18 protein-coding genes and 2 pseudogenes are annotated in these 19,027 nt (G+C 66.9%); 15 read left to right on the top strand and 5 right to left on the bottom strand.

What is annotated here, in order from left to right; translation table 11 throughout:
* Positions 1–21 precede the first annotated feature (21 nt).
* The 3 genes from fliQ (at position 22) to AC1RWI_RS13330 (ending at position 2,336) form a co-directional block, all read left to right on the top strand.
* Complete coding sequence (gene fliQ, locus AC1RWI_RS13340) at positions 22–291, top strand: flagellar biosynthesis protein FliQ (RefSeq protein WP_043353410.1); 270 nt, start codon at positions 22–24, stop codon at positions 289–291.
* Positions 292–408: 117 nt separating this feature from the next.
* Entirely contained in the window at positions 409–1,194 is a 786-nt protein-coding gene (fliR, locus tag AC1RWI_RS13335) for a flagellar biosynthetic protein FliR (protein WP_043353409.1), read from the top strand.
* A 194-nt stretch (positions 1,195–1,388) separates the two neighbouring features.
* The gene (locus AC1RWI_RS13330) at positions 1,389–2,336 is read left to right on the top strand and encodes a methionyl-tRNA formyltransferase (protein WP_492866876.1); all 948 of its coding nucleotides are present in this window, start codon (positions 1,389–1,391) and stop codon (positions 2,334–2,336) included.
* Between the two features lie 104 nt (positions 2,337–2,440).
* Here the strand turns inward: AC1RWI_RS13330 and AC1RWI_RS13325 are convergent, their stop codons facing one another.
* On the bottom strand, positions 2,441–3,667 hold the full coding sequence (locus tag AC1RWI_RS13325) for an RtcB family protein (RefSeq protein ID WP_492866874.1): 1,227 nt from the start codon (positions 3,665–3,667) through the stop codon (positions 2,441–2,443).
* Positions 3,668–3,797: 130 nt separating this feature from the next.
* Between AC1RWI_RS13325 and AC1RWI_RS13320 the strand changes: the two are divergent.
* The 3 genes and pseudogenes from AC1RWI_RS13320 to AC1RWI_RS13310 all read left to right on the top strand — a co-directional run.
* Positions 3,798–3,962 (top strand): annotated as a pseudogene (locus AC1RWI_RS13320) (RNA repair transcriptional activator RtcR family protein); the annotation flags it as partial.
* 34 nt (positions 3,963–3,996) lie between these two features.
* Positions 3,997–4,416 (top strand): annotated as a pseudogene (locus AC1RWI_RS13315) (hypothetical protein); the annotation flags it as partial.
* A gap of 22 nt (positions 4,417–4,438) precedes the next feature.
* The gene (locus tag AC1RWI_RS13310; RefSeq protein WP_492866872.1) at positions 4,439–4,534 is read left to right on the top strand and encodes a hypothetical protein; all 96 of its coding nucleotides are present in this window, start codon (positions 4,439–4,441) and stop codon (positions 4,532–4,534) included.
* Here AC1RWI_RS13310 and bla read toward each other — a convergent pair.
* The gene (gene bla, locus AC1RWI_RS13305) at positions 4,531–5,418 is read right to left on the bottom strand and encodes a class A beta-lactamase (RefSeq protein WP_492866870.1); all 888 of its coding nucleotides are present in this window, start codon (positions 5,416–5,418) and stop codon (positions 4,531–4,533) included. The two genes, AC1RWI_RS13310 and bla, sit on opposite strands and share 4 nt — an antisense overlap.
* Positions 5,419–5,471: 53 nt before the next feature.
* Positions 5,472–6,272: a class D beta-lactamase gene (gene blaOXA, locus AC1RWI_RS13300; RefSeq protein WP_492866868.1), complete on the bottom strand. Its 801-nt coding sequence runs from the start codon at positions 6,270–6,272 to the stop codon at positions 5,472–5,474.
* A gap of 260 nt (positions 6,273–6,532) precedes the next feature.
* Here blaOXA and AC1RWI_RS13295 point away from each other — a divergent pair, with 260 nt between their 5' ends.
* The 3 genes from AC1RWI_RS13295 (at position 6,533) to AC1RWI_RS13285 (ending at position 11,166) form a co-directional block, all read left to right on the top strand.
* Complete coding sequence (locus AC1RWI_RS13295; RefSeq protein ID WP_492866866.1) at positions 6,533–8,197, top strand: hypothetical protein; 1,665 nt, start codon at positions 6,533–6,535, stop codon at positions 8,195–8,197.
* 84 nt (positions 8,198–8,281) lie between these two features.
* Positions 8,282–9,841 carry a metallophosphoesterase family protein gene (locus AC1RWI_RS13290; RefSeq protein ID WP_492866864.1) on the top strand — a complete coding sequence of 520 codons (1,560 nt, stop codon included), beginning with the start codon at positions 8,282–8,284 and terminating at the stop codon, positions 9,839–9,841.
* Positions 9,842–9,849: 8 nt separating this feature from the next.
* Positions 9,850–11,166 (top strand): cytochrome-c peroxidase, encoded by a 1,317-nt coding sequence (locus tag AC1RWI_RS13285; RefSeq protein WP_492866862.1) that lies wholly within the window; start codon positions 9,850–9,852, stop codon positions 11,164–11,166.
* On the opposite strand, the gene AC1RWI_RS13280 is transcribed toward AC1RWI_RS13285, so the two are convergent.
* Complete coding sequence (locus AC1RWI_RS13280) at positions 11,163–11,738, bottom strand: hypothetical protein (RefSeq protein ID WP_043353402.1); 576 nt, start codon at positions 11,736–11,738, stop codon at positions 11,163–11,165. The genes AC1RWI_RS13285 and AC1RWI_RS13280 overlap by 4 nt on opposite strands.
* 494 nt (positions 11,739–12,232) lie before the next feature.
* Between AC1RWI_RS13280 and AC1RWI_RS13275 the strand changes: the two genes are divergently transcribed.
* Both AC1RWI_RS13275 and AC1RWI_RS13270 read left to right on the top strand, forming a co-directional pair.
* A complete protein-coding gene (locus AC1RWI_RS13275) occupies positions 12,233–13,402 on the top strand; it encodes an MFS transporter (protein WP_492866920.1) in 1,170 nt (389 codons plus the stop codon).
* Between the two features lie 28 nt (positions 13,403–13,430).
* Positions 13,431–14,126 carry a glutathione S-transferase family protein gene (locus AC1RWI_RS13270; protein WP_492866860.1) on the top strand — a complete coding sequence of 232 codons (696 nt, stop codon included), beginning with the start codon at positions 13,431–13,433 and terminating at the stop codon, positions 14,124–14,126.
* 540 nt (positions 14,127–14,666) lie between these two features.
* Here AC1RWI_RS13270 and AC1RWI_RS13265 read toward each other — a convergent pair.
* On the bottom strand, positions 14,667–15,539 hold the full coding sequence (locus tag AC1RWI_RS13265; RefSeq protein ID WP_492866858.1) for a LysR family transcriptional regulator: 873 nt from the start codon (positions 15,537–15,539) through the stop codon (positions 14,667–14,669).
* A gap of 189 nt (positions 15,540–15,728) precedes the next feature.
* On the opposite strand from AC1RWI_RS13265, the gene AC1RWI_RS13260 reads away from it, so the two are divergent.
* From AC1RWI_RS13260 to glxR, 4 genes are all read left to right on the top strand, one after another.
* Positions 15,729–16,151 (top strand): VOC family protein, encoded by a 423-nt coding sequence (locus AC1RWI_RS13260; protein WP_043357696.1) that lies wholly within the window; start codon positions 15,729–15,731, stop codon positions 16,149–16,151.
* Between the two features lie 34 nt (positions 16,152–16,185).
* The gene (locus AC1RWI_RS13255) at positions 16,186–16,896 is read left to right on the top strand and encodes a fumarylacetoacetate hydrolase family protein (protein WP_492866856.1); all 711 of its coding nucleotides are present in this window, start codon (positions 16,186–16,188) and stop codon (positions 16,894–16,896) included.
* Positions 16,897–17,098: 202 nt separating this feature from the next.
* Positions 17,099–17,890: an HpcH/HpaI aldolase family protein gene (locus tag AC1RWI_RS13250; protein WP_043353384.1), complete on the top strand. Its 792-nt coding sequence runs from the start codon at positions 17,099–17,101 to the stop codon at positions 17,888–17,890.
* A gap of 156 nt (positions 17,891–18,046) precedes the next feature.
* The gene (gene glxR / locus AC1RWI_RS13245) at positions 18,047–18,937 is read left to right on the top strand and encodes a 2-hydroxy-3-oxopropionate reductase (RefSeq protein ID WP_492866854.1); all 891 of its coding nucleotides are present in this window, start codon (positions 18,047–18,049) and stop codon (positions 18,935–18,937) included.
* Positions 18,938–19,027: the final 90 nt, after the last annotated feature.

Below are 19,027 nucleotides of genomic sequence, written 5' to 3'. Positions count from 1 at the left end.
GCCCCACCCGAGGCCTTCGCCATGACGCCGGAAACCGTAATGAGCATCGCCACCCAGGCGATGAAAATGACCCTGATGCTGTCCGCGCCGCTGCTGCTGGTGGCGCTGGTGGCTGGCCTGGTGGTGAGCCTGTTCCAGGCCGCCACGCAGATCAATGAAATGACGCTGTCCTTCATCCCCAAGCTGCTGGCTCTGTTCGCCACCATGGTGCTGGCCGGCCCGTGGATGATCAACACCTTTGTCGACTACATGCGCGAAGTGTTCCAGGGCATTCCCGCCCTGGTGCATTGAGTCCGATGCGTGCGATGCGCCCCATGCGCCGGACAAGCCAGGCGTCGCGCCTGGCTGCGCTGAGCGACATCTAACGCCGCAATCGCCGCAACAGCCGTATCCGCCGCAACAGCCGCCGTGCTCTCCGTCACCTCCGCCCAGCTCTACGCCTGGATCGCCGCCTTCCTCTGGCCCTTGTTCCGCCTGCTGGCCCTGATCGGCACCGCCCCGCTGTTTGGCGAGTCGACCATCCCGAGACGCGCCAAGGTCGGCCTGGCGGCCCTGATGGCGGTGATCATCTCGCCCACCATCGGCCACCTGCCGCTGGTGCCGGTGTACTCGCTGGAAGGCTTCCTGATCATCCTCAACGAGGTAGGTATCGGGCTGGCGATGGGATTCAGCATGCGGCTGGTGTTCTCCGCCGTGCAATTCGCCGGCGAAACCATCGGCCTGCAGATGGGCCTGTCGTTCGCCTCCTTCTACGACCGCTCCGCCGGCGGCCAGACCATGGTGCTGGCGCGCTTTCTCAATGTGGTCGCCATGCTGATGTTCCTGGCCATGGACGGCCACCTGATGCTGCTGGCCACCATCGCCGATAGCTTCGCCAGCCTGCCCATCGCCGCCCAGCCCCTCACCGGCGCCGGCTGGGCGGCGGTGGCCGCCTCCGGCGCCACCGTGTTCTCCTCGGGGCTGCTGCTGGCCCTGCCACTGATCGCCGCGCTGCTCACGCTCAACCTCGCCATGGGCATCCTGAACCGCGCATCCCCGCAACTGTCGATCTTCGCGGTCGGCTTCCCGGTCACGCTGGGCGGCGGCCTCCTGTTGATGATGCTGATCATGCCGCAGATGAGCACCTTCATGGCGCGGCTGATCGAGGGCGGGTTGAGTACGGTGGCAACGGTGTTGGGGCAGTTTGGGCGGTGAGGGTCAGGTCTCGGCGGACCCGCCCGGAGCTTTAAGAATCCGTTTCAAATAGATGCTGGCAGCGTTGCGCGGCGGTGCCGTACAGTGACGTGTCGGCGGCCGCGGTTCCAGCCAGGGTCCTTTTGCTTCGCTTCCTGCTGAAGCGGCATCCATTTGCTACAAGCAGGGCCGCCCGACGATTCAGGAATCGATCGTTGAGCCCCCTCCCTGCCTCCCTCGACACCGGTGCAAGTGCCAGCTTCGGCCCCGCCGCCGCGCAACCCGTGGCGGTACCCGCCACGCCAAAACGCTTCGCCATCACCGCATCCGACCGTTATGTTGGCGTCTTCGATGCCTTCGTCCAGCACGGATGGGAACCGGTGAAACTGTTCACCGCCCGCGTCGACGGGCGCATGCATCGCACCGACGCCATCCTGGACCGCGCGCAAGCCCGCAAGATCGACATCCAGCTCTCCCCCATGAATGACCACTCACTCGACGGCCTGCGCGATCTCGGGCGCGACTTGCTGGTGGTGGCGAGCTACGCGTGGCGCATCGGAGACTGGGCCTCGCGAATCCCGATGGCCATCAATTTCCACCCCTCGCCATTGCCGGTGGGCCGCGGACCCTATCCGCTGCCACGGGCCATCCTGGACGGTCTGGCCACCTGGGGCGTAAGCTGCCACAAGATCAGCAAGGATTTCGATCAGGGCGACATCCTGGCCCAGCGCCAGTTCGACGTTGCCCCCGACGAAACGCATGAAAGCCTCGATCTGAAGGTGCAGCGCGCCACATCGCGCCTGGCCCACGAAGTGGCCTTCAATCTCGATGCCCTGTGGAAGAACGCCGTGCCGCAGGGCGCGGGCTCCTACATCCCCTTCTGGACCGACGCCGACCGTACGCTCGACTTTTCCCTGACGCCCGAGCGCATTAACGCGATGCTGCGCGCCTTCGGGCGCCATGAATGCCTGGCGCGCATCAACGGCAATGTGGTCCACGTCATCGACGCCCACACCTGGCGCGAACCGCATAACCTGCCGCCGGGCGTGGTAGACCATGTCGATGGCGAGCGCTTCGTCGTCTCCTGCACGGGCGGATTCATCGCCATTCTCGAGTGGAACCTGTTGCCGCCCGGACAGATGCGGGGCACGGCGCCGCGCTGAGCGCACACGGCCGCGGGACGCAACGGGCGAATGCAGCGTTGCCCCTCCTGTTCTTGTTGCGATGCCAGGGACAGGTTCGTCCCCGGCGACGGCGTTTGCTGCCTTCAACCCTTCACGCACACCACCTGCTTGAGCGTGTGGACGATCTCGACCAGGTCGGACTGCGCCGCCATCACCGCGTCGATGTCCTTGTAGGCCATCGGGATCTCATCGATGACTTCGGCATCCTTGCGGCACTCGACGCCTTGCGTGGCCAGTCGCTGGTCTTCCACCGAGAACCGGCGCTTGGCTTCGGAGCGGCTCATGGTACGGCCCGCACCGTGGCTGCAGGAGCAAAACGATTCCGCATTGCCCTTGCCTCGCACGATGTAGGAACGCGCGCCCATCGAGCCCGGGATGATGCCAAGCTCGCCGGCCTTGGCGCTGACCGCGCCCTTGCGGGTGATCAGCACGTCTTCGCCGAAGTGGCGCTCCTTCTGCACGTAGTTGTGGTGGCAGTTCACCGCCTCCATCTCCGTGGCAAAGGGCTTGCCGATCACAGCGCGCGCGGCGTCCAGCACGTTGGCCATCATCGTCTCGCGGTTGCGGCGCGCGTACTGCTGCGCCCACTCCACCGCGAACACGTAGTCTTCATAGTGCTCGCTGCCTTCCACCAGGTAGGCCAGGTCGCGGTCGGGCAGGTTGATGAAGTGCCGGCGCATATCCGCTTGCGCCAGCTCGATAAAGGTGTTGCCGATGGCATTGCCCACCCCGCGCGAGCCCGAGTGCAGCATGAACCAGACTGACTGGCTTTCATCCAGGCAGACCTCGATAAAGTGGTTGCCGGTGCCCAGCGTGCCCAGGTGGTTGCGGTTGTTGGTGCGCGCCAGCTTCGGGTACTTCCGCGTGATGTGCTCGAAGCCACCTGCCAGCGCGGCCCAGCTCGCATCCACCGCATCCGGCACCGCGCCCCAGGCACCCTTGTCGCGGCCGCTGCGGTTGCTGGAGCGGCCGTGCGGCACCGCTTTCTCGATGGCGCTGCGCAGCGGGCCGAGGCTATCGGGCAGGTCGCTGGCGGTTAGCGTGGTCTTGACGGCGATCATGCCGCAACCGATATCCACGCCCACCGCCGCCGGGATGATGGCGCCGCGTGTGGGAATCACCGAGCCGATGGTGGAACCCTTGCCCAGGTGTACGTCCGGCATCACGGCCAGATGCTTGAAGATGAACGGCATCTGCGCGGTGTTGGCGAGCTGCGCGCGCGCGCCGTCATCGACGGGCACGCCATGGGTCCACATCTTGACCGGGCGGCCGGTGCCGGACAGGAATACATCGTAATTCTCCTTGCTCATGTCTTCATCTCTCTTTGCCTTGCAGCGGGACTACGCTGGCGTTGGCCAGCAAGATACCAAATAAGGTGGGCGACTATGGGTTGTGGAACCGGTGCTGTAAGCGTAGGACAATGCGGCACAGTAGTACTGGGTGCACATCACCACCGGCACCCACGTGGCACAGATCTGCCCGTTCCTGCTGACCGAGGCCCGCTACCTGCCGGCCTGCCTGTTGCAGACCTCGCCGCCCTTGCGGCAGGCCAGCGGCCAGCCAGGCCGCTACGCCGCCATCGATCTGGACCTGTCCCGCTACGACCAGCTGGCCGCGCGCTTCTCGCGCGAGCAGCAGGATGCGGTGTCGTTGCTCAAATCCGGCATTGCCACCCGCAACGCCGCCTTCAACCAGACGATCGGCGAGATCGAACGCGTGGTGCTGCTCATCGGCCCGACCGGCACCGGCAGGTCGTTCCTGGCGCGGCAACTTCCGCGACCTCGCCGCATCGGTGACGCGCATGATGACGCTGGCCGACAGCGGCCGCATCGATGCCAGCGTCGTGGACGCGGAAATCGCGCGGCTGAGCGACTCGTGGCAGGACGGCGCTCAGCAGGCGTTAGCGCAAGGCCAGATGCAGGACCAGATGCAGGGCCAGGTGCAGGCCATCCCGGATCCCGCCGTGCGGGCTGCCACGGACCCGTTCGACCTGGTGCAGCTCGACTATGTGTTGAGCGTGTGCCGCCGGAGCAAGAGCCAGGCCGAGGCCGGGCGCACGCTGTTTGCCGTAGTTTGCCGTATTGCGGCTGGGCAAGGGCAGCAGCAACGACAGCCACCGGTTGGCCAAGTACCTCGGCAAATTCGGCCTGACCTTCGCGGCGGCGAGCCAGTCCTAGCTTAGCGCCTCAGCCGCGATCCGCGCGGCGGAGGCCAGCACATCGTTGCGATAGGCGGCGTCCTTGCCGGGTTGCGTGAAATAGATCGCCAGCACGATGGGCGGCTTTCCGGGCGGCCATGCCACTCCGATGTCGTTGGCCGTGCCGTAGTCGCCGGTGCCCGTCTTGTCCGCCACCTGCCAGTCCACCGGCACGCCGGCGCGGATCCGCGTGGCGCCAGTGGTATTGCCGCGCATCCATGCCACCAGCTGTTCGCGCTCTACCCCGCCCAGCGCATCGCCCAGCGTGAGCCGTTGCAGGCTAGCGGCCATGGCAGCGGGGGTCGACGTATCGCGCGGGTCACCAGGCAGCGCGGTGTTGAGCTCGGTCTCCCAGCGGTCGAGCCGGAACTGGTCGTCGCCGATCGTGCGGGCAAACGCGGTCACAGCGGCAGGGCCACCGAGCAGCTTCATCAGCAGGTTGGCGGCCGTGTTGTCGCTGTACTGAAGGGCGGCCGCACACAATTCGGCGACCGTCAGGCCACCGCCGACGTGCTTCTCTGTGATCGGCGAGTACGCGACCAGTTCGTCCTTCTTGTAGGTAATGCGCCGTTGCAGCAACCCGGCCTGCGTTGCGCTGCGCTGCAGGACGGCGGATGCGGCGATCACCTTGAATGTGCTGCACAGCGCAAACCGTTCATTGGCGCGGTGACTGAGCCGCGCGCCATTGGCGGTGTTCAGCGCAGCGATGCCAAGGCGCCCGCCTGCTGCAAGTTCGAGCGCGGCCAGGCGGTCTTGCGCCGCGACGCTCCCTTCGGTCCTGCCAGCCCACGAAGTGCAGGCGGCGGCGAAGGGGACCGTCGCGGCGGCGAGCAGCAGCGTGCGGCGAACGGGAGAATGTGTCATTGGTTTTTTCCTGTGATTGAGTGGCTGATTGAGCGGTTGATTGAGCGGCGGCGTCAGAGCGATCCCAACAATCCCGGCAACGCCTGCAGGAACGCATCGCGCGCGCGCAATCCTGCGCTGACAGGCTCGTTTTTCTCATCCTGGATCAGGCGCGCAAAGACAACGTTCCGGCCATCCTTCGCCGCCCAGCCGACAAACCATCCATAGCCGTGGCTCCAGTCCTCGGCGCCATTGGCCAGGCGCGGGGCGCCGGTGCCCGTCTTGCCGAAGACGGCCCATCCGTTCGGCAACTCGCCGAGCGCCATGATCCGGCTTGTCATGTCATAGGCATGCGCGGTCACGGGCAATTGGCGATTGACCACCTTTTGCAAAAACGCAACCTGCTCCAGCGCAGAGATCTTCAGCGACGAGCTGAGCCATGAGCGCGTCAGTCCGTTGTGCTTGCCGGGGTCGCCAGAGATATCGCCATTGCCGTACTGGAACGCACTGATGTACCGCCCGAGGCGCGCCTGGCCAAGCTGTTGCGTCAACTGCTGCGAGTACCACACGACCGAGGTCTTCATCCAGCTCTGCGGGTCCGTGGTGACGCGCTTGGACGGGTTGCTCTCACGATACGCCTCGCGATACGGCATGGCTGGCGCGTGCTCATCCGCCAGCAGCCCTGCGTCGAAGCCCATCAGGCTGAGCGGGACCTTGAATGTCGATGCCGCGGTCACGCGCTGGTCGCAGGTGCCCTCTTGCTTGAGCACCTTGCCGCTACCGGCGTCCGCAAGAACCGTGCACGTCAGCTCGGCATGGGCGGCTGAAAAGGACAGCGCCGCGCAGAGCGCGGCAAAGATGGCGATTGGCTTCAAGATGACCTCCGTGTTTTTTTATGAGCGCGATCGATCTGGCCGGCCAGGCCGGCGCACGAAACGGAGCATAGGAGCGCGGCGGCATGACGCCAAGCCCGCTGGCTGTAACCTGCGTAACATGGCACCCTCGGTGCACGCGCCGATGGCACAATTCCCACACGTCCCGCTGCAAGTTGTTGCTAAAAAGTGCCGCTGCAAAGACCCGCCTCAACGTCCTGCATTAACGTCCTGCATCAACGTCCCACACACAACCGTCCCGCATGCGCCAGCCCGCCCTTGCCATTGAGCTATCCGCCCCCTATCTCGTCAACGGCGAGCCCGCGCGCTACCAGAGCCTGTGGCTGCTCGCCGCCGTCTGCGCGGCCGCGCGCAACCGCGGGGCCAGCTTGCCGGCGGTGCATTTGCAAACCCGCTTCCCCGATGCCGCCAATATCCGCATGATGGTCTCGCGCGCCTTTGCCGACTTCGCACGCTGGGGCGTGCCGGTGGGGTGGGGACCGGACCGGGGCCAGGGCATCGCGGGTCTCAACCCGGCGCGCCGCAGCCGCGGGCCGTTCTGGATCGAGCCGGCGGCGGCCAAGCGCGTGCGCTTCACCGTGGATGGCCGCAGCGCTGGCGATGCGGCATTGGCGCGCTTCGTGGGGCTGGGCACTGCCTGCGCGAAGCACGCCGCCCGCCAGGCGGACGCGGCCCACCCCGCGGTTGACTACGTGATGCGCGACATCAGCTACTGGAGCCATCTCACGCAAGCCATGCGCGGCATGCAGGACGGCGTGGGCGTTGCGGGTGGTGGTGCCAGCAACGGCGTAGTGGATGCCCTGCGCGCCGCGCAGCGCTGCGCCACCGACGATTTCCAGCACGCCTTCGCGCTGCTCAAGGAGAGCCTGGCCTGGCGGCGCGGCGACGACCTTGCGCGCAGCCGCGCGGCGCTCCAGCGCTTTGACCGCATCGTGGGCACCGGCACCGTGGACACGGCGGTGCCCACCTTCGCCGCCATGGCGCGCGTGGTGCGGGCCTGGGAACGCTATGCAGGCAACCAGATGGAGGCGGCGCAGGCGGAACTGGAAGGCCTCGGCGCCGATCCGGCGCTGCAGCCCGTGGTGCGCTACAACCCGCGCGTGCGTTTCGAGACCCTCAACCTCGGTGCGCTGGTCCACAAGACGGTGGCGATCCGCGACATGGCAACGCAGCCAGAGGCGGCGCGGCAAGCGGCTGAAGCGGCCGTGGCAGGCTTCTCCGGCGCCCTGCAGGCAGCCTATGAGGCGGACTCGGTGGATGCCGCGCAGCACGTGGCGGCCAACCTCGGGCTCTGCCTGTGGCTGTTCTGGAACCACGCGCTGATCGATCCCCGGCGCGCATGGCCCGCGGGCCAGGTGCAGCGCCAGGCCGTGCGCTGGCTGGGCTTGTCGGAATGGATCTGCGACCGCTTTGGCGTGGGCGGCGGCTCGGCGTGGAACATCATCTTCCTGCTGCGCATTGCGCGCGGCAACTGCGCGCAGGACGGCGGCGGGACGCTCAAGGCGTTTCGCGCGCAACAGCCGCTGCTGCTGGATGAAGCGGTGGACGCGCTGCGTCCCTTCCATGCGCCCTTTGCGCGGGCCAAGGGCTTTATCAGCTGGTCGTCGCTGGCCAGCTTCGCGCTTGACGAGCACGACAGCGGCCACGTGCATTACGGTGCCCTGCCACTCGCCAACCTGCTGCTGGAGGCCAGCTGGTTCCAAGCCTTCGAGCACGGTGCCACGGCTGCCGCGTTTGCCACCGTGGAGCGCCTGGCCGGGCTGCTCGGCAAGCTGCGCGCGGCGGAGCGCCGCTTCTTCGTCTCGGCCATCACCGCGCTGCCACGCGAGCTGCAACTGGCCGCCGCCGAAGCCATCCGCGCCGCGCCGCGCGCTGCCCGCAAGACCAAAGGAACGCCTCGCCGGTGAGGCTGACACATAACATTCATCGCACCGAAACATCACATCCGTATATTTCCGCCTCGCAATCAGGGATAACAGGGAGATATAAGGATGGATAACCACAACGCCAACCGGCACGCCGGCCCCGCCATGCGCCTGGGCGCTGGCGCTGTCCTCGCCATGCTGGCCGCGGCCGCCGTGCTGCACGGCTGCGGCAGCGACAGCACGGACGCGGCGCCAGCCGCCGTGGCCACCGCGCCGGTCACGCCGGTCACGCCGTCCGGCGATGCACCCAGCGCCAGCGCCAACATCCAGGCCGCGTGGGTCGAGATCGGCGACAGCAACCAGGCCATTGCACGCGTCATCACCAACTACGCCGCGCCGGCCGTCGTGGCAGGCAGCGCGTTGCCTTCGAATTCGCTTTGCCCGCTGCTGACCGTCGATGGCGTGCAGCAGCGCATGACGCTGCGCGCGGGCGCCGGCACCATGGCGCAGCGCACCACCGCCAGCGCCGCAGCCGACTCCAAACCGTCTGATTTCCCGGTCTCCGTGTGCGAAGCCACGCTGCCGGCCGGCGCCGCCGCCGCCAGCGTGGCGGGCCAGACGCTGCCGCTGCCCAAGGCCCAGCCGCAACGCGTGCTGGTGCTGGCCGATACCGGCTGCCGCCTGAAGAAAGCGGATAACGCCTACCAGCCTTGCAGCGATGGCACCGCCTGGCCGTTTGCCGCGCTGGCCACTACCGCCGCCGGCATGAACCCGGACCTGGTGCTGCATATCGGCGACTACCACTACCGCGAAAACCTCTGCCCGCCCGACATCGCCGGCTGCCAGGGCACGCCGTGGGGCTATGGCTGGGATACCTGGCAGGCCGACCTCTTCAAGCCCGCCGCCCCACTGATGGCCAAGGCGCCGTGGGTGGTCGTGCGCGGCAACCATGAAGAATGCGCCCGTGCCGGCCAGGGCTGGTTCCGCTTCCTCGATCCGCGCCCGTACTCGGACGCGCGCTCCTGCAACGACCCCGCCAACGACAGCAACGCGAACTACTCCGAGCCCTATGCGGTTGCGCTTGGCACCGGCTCGCAGGTCATCGTGTTCGACTCGGCCAAGGCCGGCAAGGCCGCGCTGCCAACCTCCGACCCGCAGTTCATCGCTTACCAGAAGCAGTTCCAGACGGTAGGCTGGCTGGCCGCCAAGCCGGGCATGACCACCACGATGTTCACCAACCACCATCCCATCCTGGCCTTTGCGCCGGTGGCGGGCAGCAACCCGGCGCCGGGCAACCTGGCCCTGCAATCGGTCATGAGCAATGCCAACGCCCAGGCCTACTACCCGCCCGGCGTGCAAGTGGCGCTGCACGGCCACGTGCATGACTTCCAGGCCATCAACTTTGCCTCCAGCCACCCGGCCACCATCGTGTCGGGCAACGGCGGCGACAACCTGGACGTAGCGCTGCCCGATCCGCTGCCGCCCGGCACGATTCCCGCGCCCGGCACCGTGATCGACAAGATCACGCACAGCGCAAGCTTTGGCTTCCTGATGATGGAGCGCAATGCGTCGCCCGCCACCGGCTGGACCTTCAAGGCGTATAGCGTGGCCGGCAAGCTGATGGCGACCTGCGTGCAAACCTCCAATACGCTGGCTTGCGACAAGACCGGCTTCCTGGCGCCGTGACCGGGGCCATGCGCGCCGCCAGCGCCACCCTTGCCGCCATCTGTCTTGCGGCTGGCGCTGGCGGCGCCGCGGCGCTTGCAGCGCCCGCGCCGGGGATGGTGCTGATGCCCGGCGCCCCACCCGCCAGCGTGGTGGACACCATCGGCAAGGGGACGCCCAAGGTCGCCGCCAAGGTCGACCCCACCGCCGCCGTGTTCCGCCCCGACCCGGCACTGGCCGCGCTGGGCAAGCGCATCTTCTTCGATGCGCGCCTGTCCGAGCCGCGCGGCATGTCCTGCGCCGGGTGCCACGACCCCGCGCGCGCCTTCGCGCCGACGCTATCGCCCGCGTCGCTGGCAGGCCCGCACGTGCCCCAGGGCAGCCGGCCCGGCCGCTTCAGCCTGCGCAACGCGCCCTCGCTGCTGTACGTGCGCTACATCCCGCGCCGGCACTTCTACCAGGACGACGACGCGCCCTACGCCTCGCCTTTCGGCGGCCTGTTCGCCGACGGGCGCGCCGATACGCTTGCCGAACAGGCGCGCGGCCCCTTGCTCGATCCCAACGAGATGAACAACGCAACGCCGGCCAGCCTGCTGCGCAAGGTCAAGGCGACGGAGCTGGCGGCGCGCTTCGGCCCCGCCGTGCAGACCGATCCCGAGCAAATGCTGCTGGCGCTCGGCAAAGCGCTGGAGGCCTACCTGCAGAGCGATGAGATGGCGCCGTTCAGCTCCCGCTTTGACGATTACCTGCGCCATCGCACGCCGCTGGCGCCAGCGCAAGCCCGCGGCCTGGCCTTGTTCAAGAACCCGGACAAGGGCAACTGCATGACCTGCCACACGCTCTCGGACACCGCCAGCCGGCCGGAGCGATCGCTGTTCACGGATTTTGGCTATGACGCGATTGCCGTGCCCCGCAACCGGGCGCTAGCCGCCAACCGCGATCCCAGGCGCTTCGACAATGGCCTGTGCGACACCGCCCGCCGCCTGCGCTGGCCCGAGCCGGAGCAATGGTGCGGGTACATCCGCACGCCCGGCCTGCGCAATGTCGCGGTGCGCCAGAGCTTCATGCACAACGGCGTGTTCACCACGCTGCGCGATGCCGTGGCCTTCTACAACACGCGCTCGACCGACCCGGGCAAGTGGTATCACGGCGGCAAGACCTTCGATGACGTGCCGGCGGCGTATCGGGGCAACATCAATATCAACTCGACGCCGATGAACCGGCGCGCAGGGACCGCGCCGGCCATGACCGAAGCGGAGATCGACGATCTCGTGGCGTTCCTGCGCACGCTGACCGATGCGCCCTATGTGGGCCTCATGCCGGCCGCGCAGGCCGCCAAGCCCTAAGGACCCCGCGCCGCGCAGACGGCATCGGCCTCGAACCCGCGAAAGACCAGTTGCGTGGGATCCGGCTGCGGCTCGATCTCGCGGCCGTCCTTGCCGGCCAGCCGCAGCACCTGCCCGGTGCAGCTCTTCGCCGCCGCGTCGCGCTGGTAGCGCAACTCGTACTGCCAGCCTGGCAGCGGCACAAAGGAAACCCCCACCGCGCACCGATAGGGCTGCTCGCCAGCGGCAACCGCCGCTGCCGTCAGGTAGATGCGCTGGCCAGCCACCAGCCACCGCTCACGCGTGCGGCCGGGCGGCTCCGGCGATATCCCCACCATGGCCAGGTCGCGCTCCGTGCCCATCGCGGGCAGTTGCTTGCCCGTGCCGCCCAGCAGGAGCGGCTTGGGTGGCTTCGGGCACCGGGTGGCGTCCACCACGTTGAAAGTCGTGTTGTCGTCCGTGTTGGTCACCAGCCGGATGCGGGCGGCGGGCGTGCCGGTCTCGACCCGGTAATGGGAAATGCAGCCGGACAAGGCAAGCGCCAGGACGCAGAGCGCAGCGGGCGGAATGGCGGTTTTGCGGACTTTCGACATGGGGATGCAGGAAAGTTGGCCACCGGCAAAGCATACCCGCTTTGATTTCATGACGGTTTTCCCCAAGAGGCTAACCGTATGGCTCATGGCACATTGAGCCGCGAGCGTACATGCTCGGGCGCGCCAGGTGGCCGGCTGAGGCGCAAGCCAGGGATGCGGCCCCATCGGAGCGAGCGAACGCGTGGTGGATATCGTCACGGCACGCAACCCTTGACCTCGCCCGGCTAGCCAAACCCAGCCTTTGCCATATCCAGATTGACAGCGCTTGCGCCCGGACTTACCCTCGGCCGGGTTATCCGATCGGCCCGCATGTTGATATCCATTTCGATATCACTTCACGGCTACGTGGTTTCAAGGCTGCCCGTAGTGTGCCGATCAGGTCACGACAAAGAAGAAAACAATAACAACAATACAAAGACAGAGACCGTTCCACCGTGCCCCCTCGCCTGTCCGACCTCCGCCCCGTCCTGCCGATCCTGCTCGGTGCTTCCGTCATGCTGAGCCTGGCCATGGGCCTGCGCCAGAGCCTTGGCATCTTCATGCCCCCGCTGACCAGGGACATCGGCATCTCGGTGTCGGATTTCACGATTGCGATCGCGGTGCAGAACCTGGCCTGGGGGCTGCTCCAGCCCATGGCCGGCGCCTGGGCCACGCGGGTGGGGTTCCGGCCGTTGATGATGAGCGGCTCGCTGCTTTATGTGCTGGGGCTGGCGCTGCTGGCCACGGCGCACGGCATCGCAGGCGTGACGCTCGGCGCGGGCGTGGCGATCGGCGCATCGATGGCTTGCACGGGCAGCGCCATTGCCATGGCGGTGGCCGCGCGGCCGGTGCCGGCGGCATTGCGCAGCGCGGTGCTTGGCATTGTGTCCGGCGCCGGCTCGCTCGGGGCGCTGGTGGCGGCGCCGATCGGGCAGGTGGTGGCGCAGTCGTTCGGCTGGCGCGTGGGGCTGGCGGCCTTTATCCTGCTTGCGCTGGTCATGCTGCCCGCCGCGTGGTACGCGGGCAAGGTGGATCGGCTGCCGCTGCCCACGTTGCCCGGCGCCGTGCAGCAGAATGCGCGCGAGGCGCTTGGCGCGGCCCTGCGAAACAAGGCATTCCTGGTGATGGGCGCCGCGTATTTCGTGTGCGGCATGCAACTGGTCTTCCTCACCACGCACCTGCCTTCGTATCTCGACATCTGCGGCATGGACCCGATGCTCAGCGCCAAGGCGCTCGGCGTGATCGGCGGCTTCAATGTATTGGGCAGCCTGTTCTTTGGCTGGGCTGGCGGGCGGGTCAACAAGCTGGTGCTGCTCGGCGCCATCTACAGCGTGCGCTCGCTGGCGCTGGCCTGGTACTTCTCATCGGCGCCCACGCCGGGCAGCACGCTGGTGTTTGCCGCCGTGATGGGCTTCCTGTGGCTGGGCGTCGCGCCGCTGGTGGCGGGCTGGATCGCGCAGACCTTCGGCCTGCGCTGGCAGGCCATGCTGGGCGGCGTGGCGTTCTTCAGCCACCAGATCGGCAGCTTCGTCGGCGCGTTTGGCGGTGGGCTGGTCTACGATGCGCTGGGCTCCTACACCCTGGCGTGGCAGATCGGCGTGGCGCTGGGGCTGGCCGCCGGGCTGGCGCAGATTGCCTTTGCGGTGGCCACGCGCCCGCGGCCGCCGCAGCTGATGGCCACGTAGGCGGGCACTACGGCAAGGAGCAACGATCATGGCCCTGACTCTCCACTACCATCCGCTGTCTTCGTTCTGTCACAAGGTGCTGATCGCGCTCTACGAAAACCAGACGCCATTTTCCGGCGTTGTGGTGCACCTTGGCGAAAAGGACTCGCGCGCCGCGTTCCTGGCGCTCTGGCCCGTCGGCAAGATGCCGGTGCTGCGCGACGACAGCCGCGACGTGACGCTCCCGGAAACCACGATCATCATCGACTATCTCGACCAGCACTACCCGGGCGCGCAAGCGCTGCTGCCGGCCGGCGACGATGCGCGCCGCGAGGCGCGGCTGTGGGATCGCATCTTCGACCTGTACGTGCACCAGCCGATGCAGAAGATCGTGGGCGACCAGCTACGGGCCGAGGCAGAGCGCGACCCACGCGGCGTGGCGGACGCGCAAGCCGCGCTGCGCACTGCCTACGATTTGATCGAGCAGCGCATGGCCAGCCGCACCTGGATGGCCGGCGAGCACTTCACGCTGGCCGACTGCGCCGCGGAACCCGCGCTGTTCTACGCGGCAATGGTGGTGCCGTTCGCGCAAACGCATCCGCTCCTGGCCGCTTATTTCGAGCGCCTGGTGGCTCGTCTTTCGGTTGCGCGGGTGCTGGCCGAGGCCCGCCCCTACTTCCACATGCTCCCAATCAAGGACGCCATCCCGGCGCGCTTTCTCCAGGGTGAGCCGCCGGTTGCCTGATCCTGTCAATGGGTTGCACCTGTTGTAGCCCTGCGACAAGTCTTCCTGACCGGCCTGGCGCAATCAATGCCTGCGTGTTGAAAGGCATGACAACACATGCGTGGCATGTGCACCAATATGCGGCGAATTGCCGCGCCAAGCGCCCGCCAGGTGACGCACGCGGCAGTTCATCCGCCCTGCCCGCTCCCGCCTCGCCGGCGACAGGCCGCTCCGCCGTTCCTAAAGCCGGGATAAGGGCGCAATGGCCCTGCTCCTCCTCGCATTGATCCCTCTTCCCGCTGCTTAAGATGCCGCCGCACCTAGCGAAACGCGACGAGGTGCCACAGCGTCGTAACCATCACGGAACGTTCTGCGGCGCCTTGCCCGGCAGCGCCCTGACTGAACGTGAACCCGGAACCTTGAACATCTGAAGATTTGCTGGTCCGGCAGCGCCCTTGTGGGCGCTGCCATGTCGTCCTGGTCGCCCCGCGTGCGCTCCCGCCGCGCGGGGCGCATTTTTTTTCAGGCCGCGGCGGCGTTTGCGCGGCCCGGGCAAGGGCATCATGTTGCGTGCGCGGTCTCGGCGACAAGCGCATCGATCAGCGCTGCCATCGACGCGCGCTTGAGCGCCGACTGCCTGACCAGGACGCCGATCTCGCGGAACATGGGCTCGCCGGGCAACGGTATCTCCACCACGTGGCGCGCGGCTTGCAGCGGCACCAGCGCGGCCGGAATGATCGCGCAGCCCAGCCCTTCGTCGACCATCCGCAGGATCACGGCGGGCTCGTCCAGTTCCATGCCTTCCTCCACCCACAGCCGGTGCCGGCGCAGATAGCGGTCCACCAGTTGCCCACCCATGGAATGCCGGTTGTAGCGGATGAAGGGCATGGCCGCCAGCACCGCCTTCAAGTCGCGCGGCGAGCCCGCCGGCGCAATGCCGACAAAGCGCTCGCGCATCAGCGGCACCCATTTGAGTTCCTGCGGAATGCCGAGCCTTGGCTTGATCAGCACCGCCACGTCGAGCTCTCGGGCATCGACCTGGGTCAGCAACTGGGTAGACGTGCCGGGGACGATGTTGACGTGTGCCTTGGGAAATCCGGCGCGAAAGCGCTTCATGGCTCCGGGCAGCAGCGTGGCCTGCACGGTGGAGACGGCGCCAAGCTCCAGCGGCGTGGTGTCGGAGGCGCAATGCGCGCGGCCCTTCATGGACTCGTATAGCGCGACGAAGCGCATGGCTTCGGGCAGCAGCTTGCGGCCCTCCTGGCTCAGCGCGACCGATTTGCCGGCCCGGTCGAACAACGTGCAGCCAAGGTCTTCCTCCAGCCGGCGTATCTGCGTGCTCACCGCTGACTGGGTGAGGGCGAGGCGTGCGCCGGCGGCGGAAAAGGACGAGGTCTCGGCCGCCACGAGGAAGGTGCGGAAGTAACGGATCATTTGGGGGTCATGCCGGGATCATGCCGGAGTCATGCGGGGACTACAGGCGGCATGGCGTGATTGATATTGAAATTTTTGATACTAAGCACAGAAATCATTCGTTTTATATTACGACTTCTGCTGATTACAATCAAACGCGGCAACACACCGGCAACACACCGACAACCCCCACCCACAAGAGCCCCTTTGATGAGCGCAACCCCGTTGTTCCACCTGGCCTTCCCCGTCAACGACCTGGAGGAAGCCCGCCGCTTCTATGGCGAGCTCCTCGGCTGCCCCGAAGGGCGCAGCTCAGACGCCTGGATCGATTTCAATTTCTATGGCCATCAGGTCGTCGCCCACCTCGCGCCGGAAGAATGCGGCCACCGTGCCACCAGCGCCGTCGACGGCGACGAGGTGCCGGTGCGCCACTTCGGCGCGATCCTGTCCATGGATGCCTGGGAAGCGCTGGCGCAGAAGCTGCGCGCAGCGCATACGCAGTTCGTGATCGAGCCGCATGTGCGCTTCAAGGGGCAGGTCGGCGAGCAGGCGACGATGTTCTTCCTGGATCCGTCGGGCAACGCGCTGGAGTTCAAGGCTTTTGGCGACATCAGCCAGGTCTTCGCAAAGTAATCCCTCCCCGCTATCGTCACAGACGGACCCCAACATGACCGAATACGTTATCCAGCCCGCCGAACAGGCAAGCGTCGCCGTGGCCGGCAGCAGCGCCCGCTTTCCCATCCGCCGCGTGTTTTGCGTGGGCCGCAACTACGCCGCGCACGCCCGCGAGATGGGCAATGACCCGGACCGCGAACCGCCGTTCTTCTTCACCAAACCGGCCGATGCCGTCGTGGCCACCGAGGGCACAGTGCCATATCCGCCGCTCACGGAGAACCTGCACCACGAGATCGAACTGGTAGTGGCGATCGGCAAGGGCGGCGCGAACATCCAGCCCGAGCAGGCACTCGACCTGGTGTGGGGCTATGCCGTGGGCGTGGACCTGACCCGCCGGGACCTGCAGGACACCGCCAAGAAGATGAGCCGTCCGTGGGACTGGTCCAAGGGCTTCGACGCCTCCGGCCCTTGCGGCCCGCTGCACCCCGTGGCCAGCATCGGCCATCCCGGCGCAGGCCACGTGTGGCTCAAGGTCAATGGCGAGACGCGCCAGGAAGGCGACCTGGACGAGCTGATCTGGCCCGTGGCCGACGTCATTGCCCATGTGTCGCAGAGCGTGACCCTGGCACCTGGCGACCTGATCTTCACGGGCACGCCGGCCGGCGTAGGCGCGCTGCAGCCCGGCGACGAAGTGACCGCCGGTGTGGCGGGTGTCGGCGAGATCGCTTTCCGCGTGGGCAAGCGTGAAGACGTATCGAACTAGCTAGCCAGACATACGATGACATGGCTCAGCCCGAGCCATGTCATCACCGCAGCACGATCCCCGCCTGCCTCGGGCCATGCCGGGCACACAAACTTTCCTCAAACCGGCCTTAACCTTGCCGCTTCGCTTGACGACATGCCTGCGAGGGTTATACTTGCCCCATGTTGTACGATAACTTATAAGTCAAGCCACAGGAGACGCAATGCGCGAAAACCGGATACGGAACATGTGGGCGAACGGGCAAGCCGTCGTCAATGGCTGGCTGTCCATCCCCAGCAGCTTTGCCGCGGAGACCATGGCCCACCAGGGCTGGGACTCCCTCACGGTGGACCTGCAGCACGGCGCGCTGGACTACCGCGATGCCCTCAGCCTGTTTACGGCGATCTCCACCACCGACACCATGCCGGTGGCGCGCGTGCCCTGGAACGAGCCAGGCATCCTGATGAAGGTGCTCGACGCCGGCGCATACGGTGTGATCTGCCCGATGATCAACACGCGCGAAGACGCGCAGCGCCTGGTCGCCGCCACCCACTACCCGCCGATGGGCACGCGCAGCTTCGGGCCGATCCGCGGCATGCTGTATGGCGGCCCCGACTATCCCGAGCGCGCCAACGAAACCATCGTCGTCTTTGCGATGATCGAGACCAAGCAGGGACTGGATAACCTGGACGACATCCTGTCGGTCAAAGGGCTCGATGCGGTTTATATCGGCCCGTCCGACTTGTCGCTCGCGCTCGGCTGCCGCCCGACCTTCGACGATGTCGACCCGCCCGTCGCGCAGGCGATCGCGCACGTGGTGGCCCGCGCCAAGGCGCACGGCGTGGTCGCCGGCATCCACAACGGCGCGCCGGAAGCGGCATTGCGCAGGATCGAGCAAGGCTTCCAGTTCGTCACCGTTGGCTCCGATGCGCGCCTGATGGCGGCCGGTGCCCGGCAGGTGGTGACGCAGATGCGCGACGGGCTGGCATCAGGCGGCGAAACATCGGGGTACTGAGCCGGTTCCGAGCCGGCCCCGTTTCTGCACAAGCATTTCAGACAGCGTTTCAGACTGTATTGAGACAACAGATTTGAGGCACCGGCATCGCGGTGCCCGCTGCGCAGGCGTGCGGCGGCGAGCGACGCCATCGAGATCGACTAACGGAGAACGAAAGTGAAGCTTGGATTTATTGGCCTTGGCATCATGGGCACCCCGATGGCCGCCAACCTGATCGCCGGCGGGCACGAAGTCAGCCTGTCCAGCCGCAGCGGCGTGCCGCAATCCCTGCTGGACAGCGGCGGCGTGGCTTGCAGCTGCGGCAAGGAAGTGGCCGAACGCGCGGACGTGATCTTCCTGATGGTGCCGGACACGCCCCATGTGGAAGCCGCGTTGTTCAATGACGGCGGCATTGCCGCCGGGCTGAGCGCGGGCAAGATCGTGGTCGACATGAGCTCGATTTCGCCCATTGCCACCAAGGCCTTCGCCGAGCGCGTAAATGCGCTTGGCTGCCAGTACCTGGATGCGCCGGTGTCCGGCGGCGAGGTCGGCGCGCGCAACGCCACGCTATCGATCATGGTCGGCGGCCCGCAAGCGACGTTCGAGACCGTGCGCCCGCTGTTCGAGCTGATGGGCAAGAACATCACGCTGGTGGGTGATAACGGTGCGGGGCAGACCGCCAAGGTGGCCAACCAGATCATCGTGGCACTGAACATCGAGGCGGTTGCCGAGGCCCTGTTGTTTGCCTCCAAGGCCGGCGCGGATCCGGCGCGCGTGCGCCAGGCCCTGATGGGCGGCTTTGCGTCGTCCAAGGTGCTGGAAGTGCACGGCGAACGCATGATCAAGCGGACGTTCGACCCGGGCTTTCGCATCGGGCTGCACCAGAAGGACCTGAACCTTGCGCTGTCGAACGCGCGCGAGATGGGCGTGTCGCTGCCGAACACCGCCACCTGCCAGGAGTTGTTCAATGCCTGCGCAAGCCATGGCGGCTCGGACTGGGATCACTCCGCACTGGTCCGCGCGCTTGAACTGATGGCCAACCATGAAGTCGCGGCCAAGAAGGATTGAGGGCACGACTTGGCCAGCAGTCTTTGCCATCGGGTGGTACCTGCTGCCACCCGATGGCCCTTGATCCCTTTTCCTCGGTATGGCGTTTGC

This window comes from Cupriavidus sp. MPR-AND1C, assembly GCF_058809705.1.
This window is presented reverse-complemented; position numbering and strand designations above follow the sequence as displayed.

Bases quoted from the DNA above. Each gene is read 5' to 3' on its own strand.
- AC1RWI_RS13260 (WP_043357696.1), top strand. From the start codon at position 15,729: ATGAGCGCAACCCCGTTGTTCCACCTGGCCTTCCCCGTCAACGACCTG.
- AC1RWI_RS13285 (WP_492866862.1), top strand. From the start codon at position 9,850: ATGCGCGCCGCCAGCGCCACCCTTGCCGCCATCTGTCTTGCGGCTGGC.
- AC1RWI_RS13325 (WP_492866874.1), bottom strand. From the start codon at position 3,667: ATGAGCAAGGAGAATTACGATGTATTCCTGTCCGGCACCGGCCGCCCG.
- AC1RWI_RS13290 (WP_492866864.1), top strand. From the start codon at position 8,282: ATGGATAACCACAACGCCAACCGGCACGCCGGCCCCGCCATGCGCCTG.
- AC1RWI_RS13255 (WP_492866856.1), top strand. From the start codon at position 16,186: ATGACCGAATACGTTATCCAGCCCGCCGAACAGGCAAGCGTCGCCGTG.
- AC1RWI_RS13280 (WP_043353402.1), bottom strand. From the start codon at position 11,738: ATGTCGAAAGTCCGCAAAACCGCCATTCCGCCCGCTGCGCTCTGCGTC.
- fliQ (WP_043353410.1), top strand. From the start codon at position 22: ATGACGCCGGAAACCGTAATGAGCATCGCCACCCAGGCGATGAAAATG.
- AC1RWI_RS13250 (WP_043353384.1), top strand. From the start codon at position 17,099: ATGCGCGAAAACCGGATACGGAACATGTGGGCGAACGGGCAAGCCGTC.
- AC1RWI_RS13275 (WP_492866920.1), top strand. From the start codon at position 12,233: ATGCTGAGCCTGGCCATGGGCCTGCGCCAGAGCCTTGGCATCTTCATG.
- AC1RWI_RS13295 (WP_492866866.1), top strand. From the start codon at position 6,533: ATGCGCCAGCCCGCCCTTGCCATTGAGCTATCCGCCCCCTATCTCGTC.
- AC1RWI_RS13270 (WP_492866860.1), top strand. From the start codon at position 13,431: ATGGCCCTGACTCTCCACTACCATCCGCTGTCTTCGTTCTGTCACAAG.
- bla (WP_492866870.1), bottom strand. From the start codon at position 5,418: ATGACACATTCTCCCGTTCGCCGCACGCTGCTGCTCGCCGCCGCGACG.
- AC1RWI_RS13265 (WP_492866858.1), bottom strand. From the start codon at position 15,539: ATGATCCGTTACTTCCGCACCTTCCTCGTGGCGGCCGAGACCTCGTCC.